Below are 15,377 nucleotides of genomic sequence, written 5' to 3' on the forward strand. Positions count from 1 at the left end.
GTCTAGTTCTGCGAGACCACCAAATTGAGAGCAAGTGACCGCTGTCTGGATTGCTTTCAGCGCGCATCCCCCATACGCTTGGGTGAGCACTCTCTGGAGCCAAACCGTGTCCATCAGTCCTTCGAGCAACCTGCGATCCCCCATTCACTCCAAGGTGTTGTACACAACCACCATGGTGCGAGGGGACAAGGTTCACCTCCCCCCACAACTCTCCGGCTTCAAAGTGGGGCAACGGGTCTTCTTTGCAATGCGAGACGGCGAGATCCGGATCCACCCCAAGCCCGTCAGAGTCGTTGGTGGGAGATTGCTTTCCAGCCGTGTGCGCCATGCTGTGCGGTCACATGCCATGTGGGGCCCCAGAAAGCGTGTTCAGTGAGCGCTGGCTGTAGCCTCAACGCTCACCGGCCCGCTGTAGGCAAGAACTCCACGCCAGTACGCCGCACCAGCTCACGGTAGCTGATGGGGGCTGACACTCGCTCTCCCTCCCGGTTCTCTTGCCAGTGGGCCCAGCTGCGACCCGTCGTGGCGTCGTACACCAGTTTGAAGAGGTAACGCGGTACGCGCACTCGCCCCTCTCCAATCGTAGACGCGTCGGGCTCAAACACTGGCCCCGTGATTACATACACATCACCGCTGGCACGCAAAACGTACTTGCGGGTGTCTTGTTCAATCCTTGCCCAGGAACCACCGTTTTGTTGTGCGTTCTGGGGAACCATATTCGCCAAAGAAAAACTCTGCGCCATGGACGTGGGGGTGGACATATCGCCAGCCGGTGCCATGTGCCCTCTCGAATATCCCGAATGCTTGTAGTCGCTGAGCTCGGCACGCTCCGCCGCAGGCAAACGTGCATCCGCAAAGAACTTGTCTGCTCTGCGTTCGTGCGCATCTTCAATGCTCTTACGGTTGAGCCTCTGGGCGACATAGACAGGCGTCTTGGTCTCCCCACTGTGTAGGACCGCAAACGCTGCGTAGCAAAGCTCACGCAGTGCAGCTCTCTTGGGAACCACCGGTGGGCGCCCGTCTGCAAAGAACTGACGGCATTCAGAAAAGCTCGTGGGGTGTGGAACCGTCAGCGGTGCTTGATCACTGAAGTGGCCACGGGCCAGGGCGGGAAACGAAACAGACAATGCCAGCGCAAGGACAAGCGCTGGTCGGCAAACAGAAATATTCACAGGGTCTCGGGTTTCAAAGGGGCGCTGATTTGACCACCTTCCCAATTGGAAACGGGTGGATACACTGGCACGAATGGGGGTGAACATGCGAGTGCAGGCGTATGACAAGTGACCAAGTCTTGACCAAAGGCGCTTTGAGAGCGGGCGAGCAGCTGGGCTTGACCCATGCCGAACTCGCCCAAGTGCTGCACCTTGATGCGCAAGCGATCTCCGCCATGGAGGCAGGCGTCGAACATCTCCGGGCAGACACACCCACTGGGCAACGGGCCATCACACTGATCAAGCTCCACCAAGCGTTGGCGGCCAACGTGGGCTTGGACGAACAGGCCGGAAAACGGTGGATGGCCTCGCACAACACAGCGCTTGCAGGAACCCCGGCCTCGCTCATACAGACCAAAGACGGACTTGGAGCTGTCCTGACATACCTTCAGATCATGGAAGCTCCGCAAGGGGCTTGACGGCTGTGAGCAGCACTGGCTCTTGTCCCTACCTCCCAGCTTCGCCACCGCGCAGCGCCGACGTGGTGTTGTATCTGGATCTGGACGGCGTGGTGCACCACGAGAAAGTGCTGTGGCATCCCGGCAAAGGGATCTTCATGAGCCCATACGAAGCAGCGGGGCACGCTTTGTTTGAGTGGGTGCCGATCCTGGAGGCAGCCCTTGAGCACTACCCAGCGGTGGCTCTGGTGCTCAGCAGCACCTGGTGTATCCGGCCTGGCTACAGCGCAACACTCAAGCGGCTTCCATCCTCCTTGCGCACCCGCTTCATTGGCGGGACTTACCACAAGCGGGTTCATGGCGTAGACCCATGGAACCAGTCCATGTTCCGAAACATGCCACGGGGCGTGCAGGTGCAAGAAGATGCACAGCGCAGGAAACCACGGCAGTGGCTTGCTCTGGATGACGATGTGCAGGACTGGCCCGATGAATCAAGGCAGAACCTGATCGCTTGCGAGGGGAGAACAGGGCTGTCAGATCCGAAGGTTCAGAGAGAACTCGGGGAGAAGCTGCAGCGCTGTCATGCGGCGTTGGCTAAACAATAACGCTCCAGCGGGTCTACTGAAGTCCCGACGGGCTGAAACTTAGCCCGTCGACCCTGCTGCAAATCCTGGGGGGCAGCTTCGCATACGAGGAGCCACTGCTTGGCCCATAACATGCGCATGTTATCTACCAAGCGCATGTACAAGCCCCGGGCAACGGGTCTAGCGAATCAGCATCGCCTCCCCGTTCACAACAGCAACACAATCAGGTCCAAAAACGATAGTTAAGTTGCTTGTCAAACGACCTGCGCTACAGCTCAGAGCAACTGGCGCATCTTGTCCAGCAATCGCTCTCCGGCTGTTACGGTGAGTCCCGTTTTGCCATCCACCAAGAACAGCGACTTGCAAAACGGCCGAAACAACCATGAGCGGTCATCCAAGGCCAGCCAGGGCAGATAGGACATGCCGTTTGCCCTGAGCCACGCATGACACTCGGCCTCCCGCTCGTAGCTCACAAGGGTGGAAGGAACATCAACCAGAGTATTGAAGCGTGGTGTGTCTCCTATCACTCTGGCAGCGATGTCCGCAGAAAACCGCTTACGCAGTTGATCTAGCGGCTTTTGCAGCCGCCAGGTGCTGGTAATCACCACCTGCAACTCGGGCATTTTCCGGAGTGCGTCTTCCAGAACCGGTAGGCAGCTGAAATGCTTGGACTCGTGGCAATGCTCAGGGTGCAGGACCCCATCAAAGTCCAGAAACAGAATAGCCATGGTGATACCTCTGAAGGCATCCTACAAGACGGGGATGACCAACGGAAAGTAACCGAACGAAGCGCGCTGAATGAACGTCAGTGTGGGTTGACATGCGAAGCAGCGGACCCTCCGTAAAGTACATCGGAGCGGAGGACATACTTGACCCCTTCGGCAACGGCAACACCTTCGTGCCAGGTGTCGTGGACGAACAGAAGTGCGGTCCCTGTTTCTGGACGGATCTTGAACTGTCGGAAATCCGTTTCACCTCCAGTAAATGCCTCATTGAGGTAGACGAGAAACGTCAGACGACTCACGCGCCCACCCTCGCTCCATGGTCCGTCTTTGTGCATCTTGAACCGCTGGCCGCATGAGTATTTGTAAAAGCGGATGTCTTTCGGCAAGCCTACGGGAACTTCACTTTCAAGCGAGGGCAGTCCAGCGGACGAAAGTCTGAGCCATAGCGCCTCAACCCATTCACCGCTCTCGACCATGACTCGTTCGTTGTTGCGAATCGCTGGCATCGCCGCTTGCCCTGCAGCGGTCCGAACTCCGGCAGAAGTGAAACCGGCCCCCTCCGCAAGAGCTATGAGGTCCAGACATTCTGCAGAGTTTAGAAACGCTGGAATGCTGAATACACGGTCCGAGTGAGCTACAAGCTTCATGCTGAGAAACTATTTCTGGTGCTGCACGGTGTGCGGAGCCATAGACTGCGCAAACCCTCGATTAGCAGCTCCTCCCGTGACGTAAGGAAGCAAGGACTTGACAGGTCAAGGGCGAGAGTTTTCCATGCGTCCCCCTGGACCAGCGCCTTGGTTTCCGGCACGCACTCCGCAAGTGTTTGCAGCATGCACTCGATCAGATTTTCATGCGGCTCTACTTTGATAATCCAATTTCGCAGCCATTCGCCGGCGATTGCTAAGCAAGGCTGCTCATTTGCCCCGCCCGAATTCGCCTTGAGCGCAATCAGTATTAAACACAGCGCGTCTGGCTCGGCGACGTGACGGAGAGCTACGACACTTTTTGGAGCTTTCCACAAGGGACCGTGAAAGCGATGCAGGCTTATCAAAGCTTTCATTGGCATCGTGAGTGACAAGAGCTCATTGGTGACGCGATTTAGCGTATGTATGTCGCGGGAAAACTGAATTAGTGTGTCTGGGTCGTGGCCCAAAGTAAGCAGCTCGAATAGGGGCGACTCATATGTCCGCGCAAATGCCGGGTGGTGCTTTAGAGCCCAGCGCACCGGGCTATGTAGTGCAGTCACGCCTCGAGGCGCTTGGTCTGCCTTGCGGTATCGAAGAAAAGCGTCAGGTTTGCGAACGCCCCGCTCCAAGCGTTCAGGCGCTACCGCAGCGATATAAGTTCGCTCCAGCGCGCCCCACGATAGACCGCTGGCGCGCTGCATTGAAAGCAATGCCCATGCTGGGCGCAAGCGCTCCAAGGATGTCTGTTTGGGCCTGCCTCTTGGGCGACGAGGTGGTCCGGGTGTCATGTGACTCCTCCCATGCGAAGAACGTCGAATAAATCGAGATTATTTGTTTTTTTCACGGGCTAGTCAGAAGCACAACAAAACCAAACAATTTGGGGGCTTTTTCATTGCCCTCATGAAACCTTCTCACCCAGCGATCAATTCCTCGGCTGCAAACCTGAATCCAATCACCGACGACAAGCCTCTCCTGACTGAAGAGGAGGCTAGGCTTCGGCTGAGGGCAAAAGGCGTCAATATTGCGGAGTGGGCAAGAGAACGGGGATTCAGCGTCGAATTAACCCGCATGGTGCTTGCCGGGAAGAGAAAGTGTCTACGAGGGCAGTCTTATTTGATCGCCGTCGAGCTGGGCATCAAGCCCGGCCCTCAATAGACGACCAGTACGCACAAAGACTCCGCGCAACTCACATTCAATCAAATCAAGAGGGAGAAATACGCCCAAAAAGCAAAAAACCGACCACCCTTTCGAATGATCGGCATCGCCGGCGACAGTAGTAACCGCCACCTCAGGTTTGAGCTCCTTGAGGCAAATTTACTCCTGTGGCAGTGGTGCGGTCAAGCTGCGAGCACAACTTTTTTGTTGCGTTCGTGGCCCGTCAAATCTCCGCACAGGTACATATGCCAAAAGAGAAATCAGCTGCCGCGCTCGATCAAAGCGCCGAGGCTCCAACCGTGCGCAAAGTCGTGACCCGTTCCCCTGGGCACACGGTGCGCGCCATCAATCTTCCTCATCTTCAGCCAAATGCCATTGAGGCGGACAGCTCACTCGAGCGCGATTTCGTCTACTTAGTGCTGGGTTTCCCGTTTCTTAAAAAGCTCGTTCATCAGCCTTTTCAACTGAACCTGGACGCCGGTAATTACACGCCTGACTTCCTCGTCGAATTCAAAGACGGCTCCCGAACCGTTGTCGAAGTGAAGCCCGAGTCCAAGATGGAGGGCTTCGCGGAAAAACTTGCGCAAGCAGAGCACCAAATTCGCGATCGCGGAATTGAGTTTGTGGTCGCCCACGACACACTACTTCGACACGACGACCTGGAGGCCCGCGCTAAGCGGATACGCAGGTACGCAAAAGGGCAGTACCCAACTTCAGAGCAAGAACTGGTCATTCAGTCATTGCTGTCATCCCCGCGAGGCCTGAGCTTCAAATCACTCATCCGCTTGGGCGCGCAGAAGGTCACCATCCTGCACATGGTCAGCCATCAGAAACTGCAGGTGAATTCCAGCCTAGACATCGACGACGACGCTGTTGTGCAACTGCCCACCACTTTTAATGAGGAGGGCAGCCATGCGATTCGCTTTGCAAACTGGCTTAACGCTTAGATCTGGCCAGCGCACCTTGGAGCTGGTGCGAGAGCTGGGTGATGGATGCTACGTCCTCGAAGACGTGCTGACCAGGCGCCCTGTCGAGTACACCCGCCAGCGGCTTGTCGACGATATTCACAGCAGACGTCTAATCGTCATCGTTGGAGAAAAGCCAAGCAGCGCGGCATCTGGTAGTGACGACGCGGCGACGGCGGTGCTAGATGTCTCTTCTTTGACGGAGCGTGAGCGATCCCTGCTTGAATACAGACTGCTGCACGTAAAAGCGCTTGAGCGCCACCGTGTCCGCCGTGGACAGCGCAAGGAGGTGGAGCGCATTATTGAGATCGTTTCGAGGTCAACCGGCGTTGCTAAACGCCCAGCCGCTACCACTGTGATGCTATGGGCACGTAAGTACCAGAAAAGCGGAATGAATCCGCTCGCGTTAGTCGACGGACATCGCGTGCGGCGATCTCCTAAGCGCATACACGAGACCGTAGAGAAGTTGGTCTGGAGGGTACTTAAGCGCTCCTACTTCACCACCGCGTGCCGCTCACTCCGGTTCGCACATGACGATCTCAAGCGTGAACTCAAGCTTGCGAAGGAAAACAGGCTCATCGGGCCAGAGGATGCTGAAGTTGCCTACGCCACTCTGCAGCGTCGGGTCGACGGCGTCGACCTTTATCAAAGGGTGGCGTCGAGGGAGGGGGTTGCCCGAGCCAGAATAGTCTGCCGAACGTCATTCCCCGACGGGCTACCCACGGAAGCAATGGAGCAAGTCCAGATCGACCACACCCCTTTGAACTGGGTCGTGATCTGTGATCGGACAGGCCTACCTCTAGGTCGCCCCTTACTTACAGTCGCCATCTGCGCTTACAGCGGATACGTCCTGGGCTTCTACCTTAGCTTTTATGGCCCTGGAGTTTCATCGGTCTCGGGCGTGTTGCGCAGCGTGATACGCGTCAAAGACAAGATGGTTGCCAATGCTGGTCTGAAGCATCCCTGGCTCTCGTATGGCCTGCCAGATGAGCTAGTTGTTGACAACGGACTGGAGTTCCACTCATTCGCCTTTAAAACCATGGCGATGACCCTGGGCACCGATATCACCTACTGTCGTGTGCGGACACCTTGGCTCAAGCCCCATGTAGAGCGGTTCTTCTCCACGTTGAACACGCTGACATTGCTGAAGGGGCGAATCACCAAGACGGTCGCCAACGTGATGCGCATCGACCCCTACAAAGATGCCGCGATCACGTTCTCTGATTTGGTCCAGGGCCTGCTAATGTTCTGTGTGGACGTTCATGCCCATGAGCCGAACTGGAACAAGATGGCGACCCCGTTTGAGCTGTTCGCAGAGAGCATTGCACGAATCCCCCCGGTCGCATTTCCCCACGACCTTCAACAGCTTACGCTGGCGACTGGCATGAGCAAGGAACTCACGCTCAGTCAGGGTGGGATTCAGATGCTAGGGCTACCCTACGGGTGCGTAGATTTCAAGACCATCGTCAACAAGCACGGTCACGGATTGAAGCTCTTGTGCAAGTGGGATCCAGATGACATTTCCAAACTCTATGTCAGGGACCCTGACAGCTTGGCTTGGTACACCGCAGAGTGCCGTTGGAAGAACTATGCGCAAGAGCTCAGCTACAACCAGCACCGTCTGATTCGCGAGTTTCGCAAGCGAGACCTGAAGTCACCGGAGCGCGAGGAAAGCCTTCTCGAGTCACGACTTGCTCTGCACAACCACTGGCTCGACTCCACCAGCAGTCGAGGACGGGCCGATGCATTGAAAGCGGGACGCTATCAGGACCTTACATCTCACAAGGTGTTGTCAGGCACAGACTCCGCGCCAATCGCGCCGCCCATTTCGCAGCTGGTCGCTCCCGCTGAGATCGAATTGGGCGACGTCGATATTCCGAGCTTTGACTCGTTTTCTTTCGCCTAAGACCTGAGCAGCAATCTTCTCAGCTCTTCGTTGCCGTCATTGCATCCGATGCCAAAGGCTGTATTGGCCACTTTTTACAGCCCTTGGCGACAGCAAAGACAACAGTTAGCTCACTCCAATGGAGCAGCGCTGCCTGCTTCAAAACCAATTTCTAGATCATGAAAAAGCAACGCTCAACGCCCTTCACCGAATCACTTGCTCTCGATGGCCCCGACAACAATGAAGCAGAGATCCACGCTCGGCGTCTACAAACCTACTCCGTCGATGCGCTTCGTGTAGCCACGCAAATCGAACGCCAGTATGTGAATCACCCCGAGTTCGCAAATGGGTTGCGGATGCTTGATCGACTGTTCCAGCTCGGCACAGAGTTGGAAACACCACAAGGCCACCGGCTTATCGGTCCGCCCGGTAGCGGAAAGACTGCATTGTTCCGCTACTTCCGCGAGTCACTGCCATCTTCGTCGCTGTTTTCAAGCAGTCTAGGAGCCATTGGCCTGCGCGTGCCCAAGAGGCCTCTGCCAGGTCTTTTGATCCGCGAATTCCTACGAATACTGAAGTACCCCTTCGCTGGAGGCTCGTACAAGCAGTTGTACGAGCGTAGGCAGCTGGTATTTGAAGCCCTGCGCTCAAACGGGACCCGACTCGTATGGTTGGATGAGGCCCACCATCTTTTGCCCAAGCATGCATCAAGACAGATCGAAGATGACGAACCCGAGGCGATCGAACTGCTTCGAGAACTCATGGACGAGTGCAAGGTTAGCCTCGTCCTTGCAGGATCAATTGAACTAGACAACTTGAAGTCAGTAGCTACGCACTTCAGCACCCGCGTCGCTGGTCGCGAAGCCCTCAGTGCCTTCGCGTTAGATGCCAGCTGGCTTGGGTTTCTCAAAGCATTCTCAGCTCAGTCTGCAAGCTTTGATATAGGACTGATTCAAGATCGTTCGATGGCGAAGCTCCTGCATATGGCGACTGGGGGCAATCTTCGTGCGTTCAAACAGCTGATCTTGGAGGCCGTGCTGATTGCACACGACGCAAACGAGATGCACCTCACGCAGGATCATCTGCGAAAAGCATTCGACCTTGTTTTTGGCAAGGCATGCACGAGGAGTAATTCCTTTGCATAAGCACTGCGAACCGCTACCCATCGCCCTGGAGCCTTACATTGGCGAGTCGGGCATCGGCTTTTTGCTGCGGCTAGCCTCGACCAACGGGATCAACATGCACAAGCTTCGTCAGCTTGTGGGCATGACCGAAATCGAGACTTTCACCGCAAAGTACGCAGATGACGTATTTGCACTTGCTGGGTTGGCGGGAAAGGATCAATTTGAGCTACTGCCGCAGTGGACACGGGGCGGAGGTGCCTGCTGCTATGGACACCGTTTCAGAGTGAGAACGATGCTGCGATTCAGACGACCGCAGTTTTGTCCTGCTTGCATCAGGGAGACGCGGCGGTGTGCCGCCCACTGGGATCTCTCTGTATCAGTGGTCTGCCTGAGGCACCAATGCTTCCTTCAGGATCACTGTCCCACGTGTCGAAAACAGATTCGCTGGAACCGCCCCTCTGTCGAATGGGGCCACTGCAAGCATCTTTTGGCGGGAGGGGCTTTTCAAGGTGACGTTCCAAAGATGCTCCTTTCTGTCCAAAGAATCACGGAAGACTTGATGAAGAAGCAGCCGACGGATTTCTCCTCCGTGGGTCTTTTTTGCCAGTCGCTTTCGCTGGATGCGTGGGGTAGCTTTCTGTGGGCGCTCGGTGTCATCGAATCACCCTATGCTGTTCCCACACCGGCAGTCATTACAAAAGCGCCATCCTCCTCTGAGGCGCGTTCCATTGTTTTGCGTGCTGTCACTCGGCTTCGCTCATGCTTCGAGAAAGGGGGGCGCTTTTCCGACTTGGCTCCTGAGGTGGCTGCAGCGCCCTTGGTCGGAACAATTCTCGATCCAGCAGGGGATCTAGATCGCACTGTGTTCTTGAACTGGTTCGGTGCAATTTTTGGAGAGCGCGAAGTGGCGGCCCTTGTGCGTCGGCATCGCGTGCTGTCTCAAATGAGTCTCTTCTGAGGGCAGCATGAGGCTCGTTGATGTACCAAACCATGAATTCATGGAAAGCCCGTCATCTTGGCTCACACGCCTTGCCCTTCGGCAAGTCGTGTCGCCCCGAGAGCTCGCAAGCTATCTTGATTTGAGCATCAGGGTCGATTGCGAAATGGCGCTTGCGAGAACTTCATTTGAAGAATTGGCGAACAGGATCGCAGAGGCACCTGGCTCGTTCAGGATGGTGGATGCAGTGATGCAGCGCCTGCGAAAAATTGATCCGAACGGTGATCGGTTTCTCCTGCGGCGTCGATCCGTTGCGTATCACAGGTACTGTGCGGCGTGTCTGGCAACCGACAGGGTCAAGTACTTCCGTCTCGAATGGAGATTCAAATGTTGGCGCTGGTGTCCCATCCATGTCTGCTTGCTCCAGGAGCGCTGTCCGCACTGCAGCAAAGAGGTCATGCTGCCGGGCGATATGTATTGCGCAGGTCCTGATGGGCTGGGGATAGCGACGTTGGATAGGTGTTTGCACTGCGCAGAGCTCCTCACGACTGGCTGGCAGACGTACGTGGGTAGCCTTGAAGAAGACGACCTTACAACCCCTCGGGAACAGGCACTTACCAGTAACGGGCGTTCTGTTTTGGCAGCGTTGCTATGCGGCAGACTTCGCATGAAGGGAGTGCCGAAGATATATAGCTTCAAGCAGCTCAAGAACATTGAGCTTCTCGGCTATTTGCCCCATGTGAATTTTCAGCTTACCCACGAAGAACTGCATCGTCGCAAAAAGGGGGAATCACATGCCCATGTCGGTACAGGCGTGCAGAAGAAAAAGTTAAGCGCACTCAACGTAATTCATCGGCAGAACATAACCTCAGATGCCTAGTGAAATCTCCAAAACAGCCCTCCCCGAATATGCAAATGGGTAAGCCGACAGAACAAGGTGTGGCCGCGATGGCACGAATGTTGGAAGCGATGTTGCTGATGCCACTGCACACGTTGGCACAGGCCCGCAAGCAAGCTATCCCCAGCCTGCTGCATGACATCACGGGTCTTTCGAAGGCTCGAATCTCGAAAGGGAATCGGAATGCCCTCCGGCCGTCAACTCAGGCAAAAGTAGTCCAGCACATGGAGGCATTGCTACAAGAGCACTTCGAGGATGACACAGAAGGGTTGCAAAACTTTCGTGGCTGGATTTCTGCAGCGCCATCCACAAGGTCTGGGGCACTTGCACCGTTTGCATCTTGGGTCTATCAATTTGAAGTTTTGCCGCCGCTTCGCCTACCGATCACCAAAGACGTCGCACTGACTATCGATGAGCTGCTAGAGGCACTGCATACCTGCTGTCGCAACGAAGATTTTCAAAACTTCAAGAGTCTGCTGTTGGCGCACGTTGAACGCCATGGGCGCATAGTGCGGTCGGCAGAACTGGGCACTCCAGACGCTATGCCGGAGGAAGAACTGGCGGCTCTGTACGTCGCCTCGAACTGGGAGCAAGCCGAGCGCTGGGTCAGGAATCTCTTGGAGCAGCTGTATTGGGACCTAATCAGCACCTTGGATGCCGAGTGGAGCAGTCACTACTTTTCGGGTCGAAAAATCAAGCCGCTTTTTCCGTTGGTCATGGTTCGTCCTCAGGAAGGACTGATGGAAAGCATGAAGGTTACATCTCGGAAGAACATCTACTTCAAACCAGTCCGCAGGCTCTTGGAATTTCTTTATGCGCTGGCCTTCTACCGCCGGTATAGGCGCTGGCCCTCCAAGGCACCAAAGCCTGCAACACTGGCAGGAATTCTCTATCGCCCAGGTTCAGATGAGTTGGCGGACGAAAGCCTGATCAGCAACTACTTTGACGGGACGACCAAAGTCACGCTGGACCTGGTCCAGGAACACTGGCAGCAACTGCTACAGCACTTCATGCAAAAGCGCCCGGAAAATGAAAGACCGACTGCTCCATTCCCGATGATCATGCTTGCCTTGCAGTGGCAGGCCTTGCTGGTACTGGACAGTGGTAGATCGTTTTTTATGCCGGACATGATGAACTACGGATTCGTTTGGAGGTTTCGTCGCAGGCAATGGGAAGCTCTGCAGGCCCAATACGATTCAGGGTTCTCCAGCTCAGGCCAGCGTGTGGATGAAACCATGGACTGGCCTGAATGGGCGGTCGATCAGTCTTCCTCTTCTGTCTGAGCAAGATGATCTTCCCAATCATCGGGACGGCCGTCCTCTCCGCGCGAATGCCAGTATTCGTCATGATTAGGGTTGAGCTGGTTGCTGTGATTGTCGTTGTTGGGTTGACGGGACATATTGGATCCTTATCAGGGTCTACAGCGTGGGCTACTTTGTTGCCTTGGCGGCTACCGTCTGCTGCATGCGCCCGACATAGGCCCCTTTGGGAACACCACCGCAGTTCTGTTGAGCCACTGCACGTTGAATCCGGGCAACAGCCTCCGGGGTGGTGGGAGATTTGGCAGTAGAGCGGGGAGCAGATGAGTTGCCACGAGCAGACTTGGACATAAAACCTCCATTGGATTGAGATACATGCCTTCGGTATTGAAGACATGAGTTCAATGTAGGCCGCTGGCCCGTGTGTGTTCATCCAAAAACGTTCACTTTCGGCGAATTCCAGACGGGGTAATTCGATGAGCCTGAGCTGAATTGCTGCTCAGCGGAGGTCATGGAACTCATTTGTTCAGCCCAAAGTCAGTTCTTCAGCGGAAGTTGCCGTTGGCATATCCGGTCGGCGAAGAGGCCGGTCGTAACATCCGCTCGTGGCTATCCATGTATAGGTCACCCTTACATTCAAAGCGAGAAACAACCAGTAATGCTGACAAAGACAGCGGTCTCTACCACCGCTCCCGTACCGCCGCTCCCCGTCGACGGCCAGCAGCTCTACCAACTGCTGCTTGACCGCGCAGTAGATCCCACAAAGCAGCGCGTGGTGCTGTATCGGCACAAAGATCAGAAATACCCGCTAGTCAAGCACATCGGAACACCTGCGCTTGCGCTTTACCAGGCTAACCAGAAGAACCCGGAGAAGGTCGGCACGCTGGTGATAAGCTTCTTTGGGCATCGCGACCACTACGGCCTGCTGCTCGGTGCCTGGCAGGTCACTGGAGTGATGCCAACGATCAAGGCTCGCAGCATGGGCCTTCTAAATGGCACCTTCGAAAAGCTAGGGGATGAGCCGAGCTACTTCCACACACTGCAGGAAGTCGATCTTCTGAAGGATGAAAGACTCAAGCTCGAGGTCTACATCGGTCCTCCTGCAATCGTTTGGCGCCGCGTTCTCAAGCTGAGCAACTCTTATCCGGTGCGACTTCTGCCGGATTGCCCTGTTCCATTTCCAGGGCTGGACAACGTCAGTGTGGTGATGAGCGAGTTGCGCATTGCGCTGCCCGATCCTGTATGGCAGCGCGAGCTAGCGGCAATCTCCGCAATCTACCTTATCACCGACGAGCAGAGCGGCCGGCAGTACGTTGGCTCTGCATACGGCGGCCTCGGTCTGTGGCAGCGATGGGGTGACTACGTGCGTACCGGCCACGGGGACAACGTTGAGTTGATCCAGGTTTTGATGGAAGCACCTGGCCGGGAAAACGAGTTCCGCTTCACTCTACTGGAAGCCCTGCCTGCCTCAACAGAGCCAGCTGCGGTGATCGCTCGCGAAAGCCACTGGAAGGTCGCGTTGGGTTCCCGGACCCACGGTCTGAACAGGAACTGACAGAGTCAACAAAGAAGGCGACGCTTCACATGAGCCCGTGGCCTGCTACGTCGCTGTGCGAAGCCTTATTTGCACTGTAACGCCTGCAACCAGCCTTTAGTCGCAATATCAGTTTTCCCTCTGACCGCTCGCGGCTCCATGAACGTCGAATCCGCTGCTCTCAGTTGACCCGTCTCAAGAGCAACTGATCAGCGATTGCAACAATCTCTTTTCGCATCGCCAACCTCTCCAACCAGCGAGGAGGAATGCCATACGCACCATAGAAAGCACCTGCCAGCTGTCCGCAAATTGCAGCAGTCGTGTCAGCGTCATCTCCAAGATTTGCGGCAAGTAGCACTGCTGCCTCAAACGTCTCGGTCATCGCAAAGCACCATAAGGCGGCTTCCAAGGCCTGCACGCAATATCCCGAGCCTCTGATTTCCTCTTGGGACTTTGTGCGATATCCACCCAACGCAATTGCTTCAACGGTCGCACATAGATTTTCGCAGAGCCCGGCCGCCAGAACCTCGTCCCTCGATCTGCCCAGAAGGGCAGCGCGCACCTGCAGTCCAAACACCTTGGAGCACTCTATGGCCTCGCGTGCTCCATGGGTAGTTCGAGTGCTTTCTCCAGCGAACTTCACAACAGCTTCAGAGCTGTCGCGGAAGTACATAGGCACGGGGGCAAGCCGCATGAGTGCTCCATTGCCGGCGGTCCGAGGATCCGGACTACCGGCATAAGGATCGCCATTTAGGAGAAAACGATCCAACGCCGCGGCCACTGTCATTCCGATATCAAAACACCGACCGTTGCTGCTCATGTATCCGACACTGCGCCAATTGCAGTACCGATTCATCTGATCTACCGCATCAAATCCACCTCGGTAAACGAGGCTGTGGGCAAGACACAAAGCCATGGATGTGTCGTCCGTCCACTCCCCAGGGTTCAAACCAAAAGGACCGCCGCCCACCATGTCGTTGATGGGCTGGAATGTTCCTCGTGACATGAACTCGACAGTCGTGCCGACGGCATCACCACAAGCCAGGCCCAGCAAACAGCCACGATATCGATCAGTCTCAGTTAAATTGTTCATCATTGGTTCAATCCAGGAAGGCAAGCGGACTCACAAGACGTGTGTCTATGGCGGAATTCAACGACTCGCCACAAAATTCCGGCCACTCACTCACTCAAGCTCGGGGGCTGCATCTCGCGGACTGAAGGTGCGAGGAAAATGGGTCGCATGCGAACGGTCTACCAACCGGTACCCCATGGCGGGACGGCCGAGTCCACCGCTCACCATGCCCGCTTCTGCCAGGAACCCTCCGTCCAGCATGCGTTTGCGAAAGGCGCTTTTGTCGACTGGCCGCCCTAGAACGATTTCGTACATGTGCTGCAGTTGTGGCAGGGTGAAGGGCTCGTCCAGCAGAAATGCAGGCAGCGAGGTGTATTCCACCTTGCCTCTGAGACGAGCGAGCGCGGAAGCCAAAATTTCGCTGTGATCAAACGCCATTCGCTTGCGCAGCGCAGCTTCTGCATCGACCCATTCCACATGAGCGGCGTTTGCACCCTTCGTAAGCGCAAGTTCACGCCCTGGCATTAACGCGAAAAACGCGTTTGTCACGGACCAGCCCCGGGGATCCCGCTGGGAACCGCCCCAGCTTCCCAGTTGCTCAAGGTAGGAGGCTTCCACCCCTGTCTTTTCGCGCAGCTTGCGCAGGGCGCAGTCAAGCAAGCTCACATCCTTGTCGACATCGATAAACCCACCCGGAAGCGCCCATCGGTTGGGGAAGGGCTCACTCAGGTTGCCTGGCCGCTTGACCAGCACAACCTTCAGAGCACCCTCAAGGACGGAAAAGATCACGATATCCACCGTCACCAAAGGCCGGGGAAATTCCAATGCAGGCAATTGATTATCTGAATTCATGGTTGACCCTGGGTGCTAGATAGTTGTACTATACAACCCAATAAGTTGTACAATGCAACTTATTCATGAAAAAACAATAACAAGGAGAAATA

16 protein-coding genes and 1 pseudogene are annotated in these 15,377 nt (G+C 55.8%); 11 read left to right on the forward strand and 6 right to left on the reverse strand.

From position 1 onward, the window contains the following. Positions 1-398 precede the first annotated feature (398 nt). Entirely contained in the window at positions 399-1,259 is an 861-nt protein-coding gene (locus tag CLU86_RS01240; protein WP_099740301.1) for a DNA/RNA non-specific endonuclease, read from the reverse strand. A 71-nt stretch (positions 1,260-1,330) separates the two neighbouring features. On the opposite strand from CLU86_RS01240, the gene CLU86_RS01245 reads away from it, so the two are divergent. Both CLU86_RS01245 and CLU86_RS01250 read left to right on the forward strand, forming a co-directional pair. After that, positions 1,331-1,630, forward strand: a complete 300-nt coding sequence (locus tag CLU86_RS01245; RefSeq protein ID WP_158236286.1) for an antitoxin Xre/MbcA/ParS toxin-binding domain-containing protein — start codon at positions 1,331-1,333, stop codon at positions 1,628-1,630. 62 nt (positions 1,631-1,692) lie between these two features. Further along, entirely contained in the window at positions 1,693-2,214 is a 522-nt protein-coding gene (locus CLU86_RS01250; protein WP_099740303.1) for an HAD domain-containing protein, read from the forward strand. A 254-nt stretch (positions 2,215-2,468) separates the two neighbouring features. Here the strand turns inward: CLU86_RS01250 and CLU86_RS01255 are convergent, their stop codons facing one another. Together CLU86_RS01255 and CLU86_RS01260 are read right to left on the reverse strand one after the other, a co-directional pair. Then, on the reverse strand, positions 2,469-2,921 hold the full coding sequence (locus CLU86_RS01255; RefSeq protein ID WP_099740304.1) for an HAD domain-containing protein: 453 nt from the start codon (positions 2,919-2,921) through the stop codon (positions 2,469-2,471). Positions 2,922-2,998: 77 nt separating this feature from the next. Continuing rightward, positions 2,999-3,565 carry a 2OG-Fe(II) oxygenase gene (locus tag CLU86_RS01260; RefSeq protein ID WP_233194723.1) on the reverse strand — a complete coding sequence of 189 codons (567 nt, stop codon included), beginning with the start codon at positions 3,563-3,565 and terminating at the stop codon, positions 2,999-3,001. A 939-nt stretch (positions 3,566-4,504) separates the two neighbouring features. Here CLU86_RS01260 and CLU86_RS01265 point away from each other — a divergent pair. The 8 genes and pseudogenes from CLU86_RS01265 (at position 4,505) to CLU86_RS01295 (ending at position 11,851) form a co-directional block, all read left to right on the forward strand. Further along, on the forward strand, positions 4,505-4,759 hold the full coding sequence (locus CLU86_RS01265; RefSeq protein WP_099740306.1) for a DNA-binding protein: 255 nt from the start codon (positions 4,505-4,507) through the stop codon (positions 4,757-4,759). A gap of 215 nt (positions 4,760-4,974) precedes the next feature. Then, entirely contained in the window at positions 4,975-5,706 is a 732-nt protein-coding gene (locus tag CLU86_RS01270; protein WP_143226634.1) for a TnsA endonuclease N-terminal domain-containing protein, read from the forward strand. Beyond that, the gene (locus CLU86_RS01275) at positions 5,672-7,630 is read left to right on the forward strand and encodes a DDE-type integrase/transposase/recombinase (protein ID WP_099740308.1); all 1,959 of its coding nucleotides are present in this window, start codon (positions 5,672-5,674) and stop codon (positions 7,628-7,630) included. Before CLU86_RS01270 ends, CLU86_RS01275 begins: the two co-directional genes overlap by 35 nt. A gap of 158 nt (positions 7,631-7,788) precedes the next feature. Then, complete coding sequence (locus CLU86_RS01280; protein ID WP_099740309.1) at positions 7,789-8,754, forward strand: TniB family NTP-binding protein; 966 nt, start codon at positions 7,789-7,791, stop codon at positions 8,752-8,754. Beyond that, a pseudogene (locus CLU86_RS23260) lies at positions 8,747-9,130 on the forward strand (TniQ family protein); the annotation flags it as partial. The gene CLU86_RS01280 and the pseudogene CLU86_RS23260, both read left to right, overlap by 8 nt. A gap of 162 nt (positions 9,131-9,292) precedes the next feature. Then, positions 9,293-9,691 carry a hypothetical protein gene (locus CLU86_RS22975; RefSeq protein WP_233194724.1) on the forward strand — a complete coding sequence of 133 codons (399 nt, stop codon included), beginning with the start codon at positions 9,293-9,295 and terminating at the stop codon, positions 9,689-9,691. Between the two features lie 7 nt (positions 9,692-9,698). Beyond that, positions 9,699-10,550 carry a TniQ family protein gene (locus CLU86_RS01290; protein WP_099740311.1) on the forward strand — a complete coding sequence of 284 codons (852 nt, stop codon included), beginning with the start codon at positions 9,699-9,701 and terminating at the stop codon, positions 10,548-10,550. A gap of 35 nt (positions 10,551-10,585) precedes the next feature. After that, on the forward strand, positions 10,586-11,851 hold the full coding sequence (locus tag CLU86_RS01295; RefSeq protein ID WP_143226635.1) for a hypothetical protein: 1,266 nt from the start codon (positions 10,586-10,588) through the stop codon (positions 11,849-11,851). Here the strand turns inward: CLU86_RS01295 and CLU86_RS22880 are convergent. Next, positions 11,830-11,967, reverse strand: coding sequence for a hypothetical protein (locus CLU86_RS22880; RefSeq protein WP_199175073.1), 138 nt, complete (start codon positions 11,965-11,967; stop codon positions 11,830-11,832). The two genes, CLU86_RS01295 and CLU86_RS22880, sit on opposite strands and share 22 nt — an antisense overlap. Before the next feature lie 518 nt (positions 11,968-12,485). On the opposite strand from CLU86_RS22880, the gene CLU86_RS01305 reads away from it, so the two are divergent. After that, positions 12,486-13,382, forward strand: coding sequence for a GIY-YIG nuclease family protein (locus CLU86_RS01305; protein ID WP_099740314.1), 897 nt, complete (start codon positions 12,486-12,488; stop codon positions 13,380-13,382). Positions 13,383-13,542: 160 nt separating this feature from the next. On the opposite strand, the gene CLU86_RS01310 is transcribed toward CLU86_RS01305, so the two are convergent. Both CLU86_RS01310 and CLU86_RS01315 read right to left on the reverse strand, forming a co-directional pair. Next, complete coding sequence (locus CLU86_RS01310; protein ID WP_099743209.1) at positions 13,543-14,454, reverse strand: ADP-ribosylglycohydrolase family protein; 912 nt, start codon at positions 14,452-14,454, stop codon at positions 13,543-13,545. Between the two features lie 90 nt (positions 14,455-14,544). Further along, positions 14,545-15,285, reverse strand: a complete 741-nt coding sequence (locus tag CLU86_RS01315; RefSeq protein ID WP_099740315.1) for an NUDIX domain-containing protein — start codon at positions 15,283-15,285, stop codon at positions 14,545-14,547. Positions 15,286-15,377 lie beyond the last annotated feature (92 nt).

Origin of the sequence: Acidovorax sp. 62 (genome assembly GCF_002754495.1) — a bacterium.
GTDB lineage: Bacteria > Pseudomonadota > Gammaproteobacteria > Burkholderiales > Burkholderiaceae_C > Acidovorax.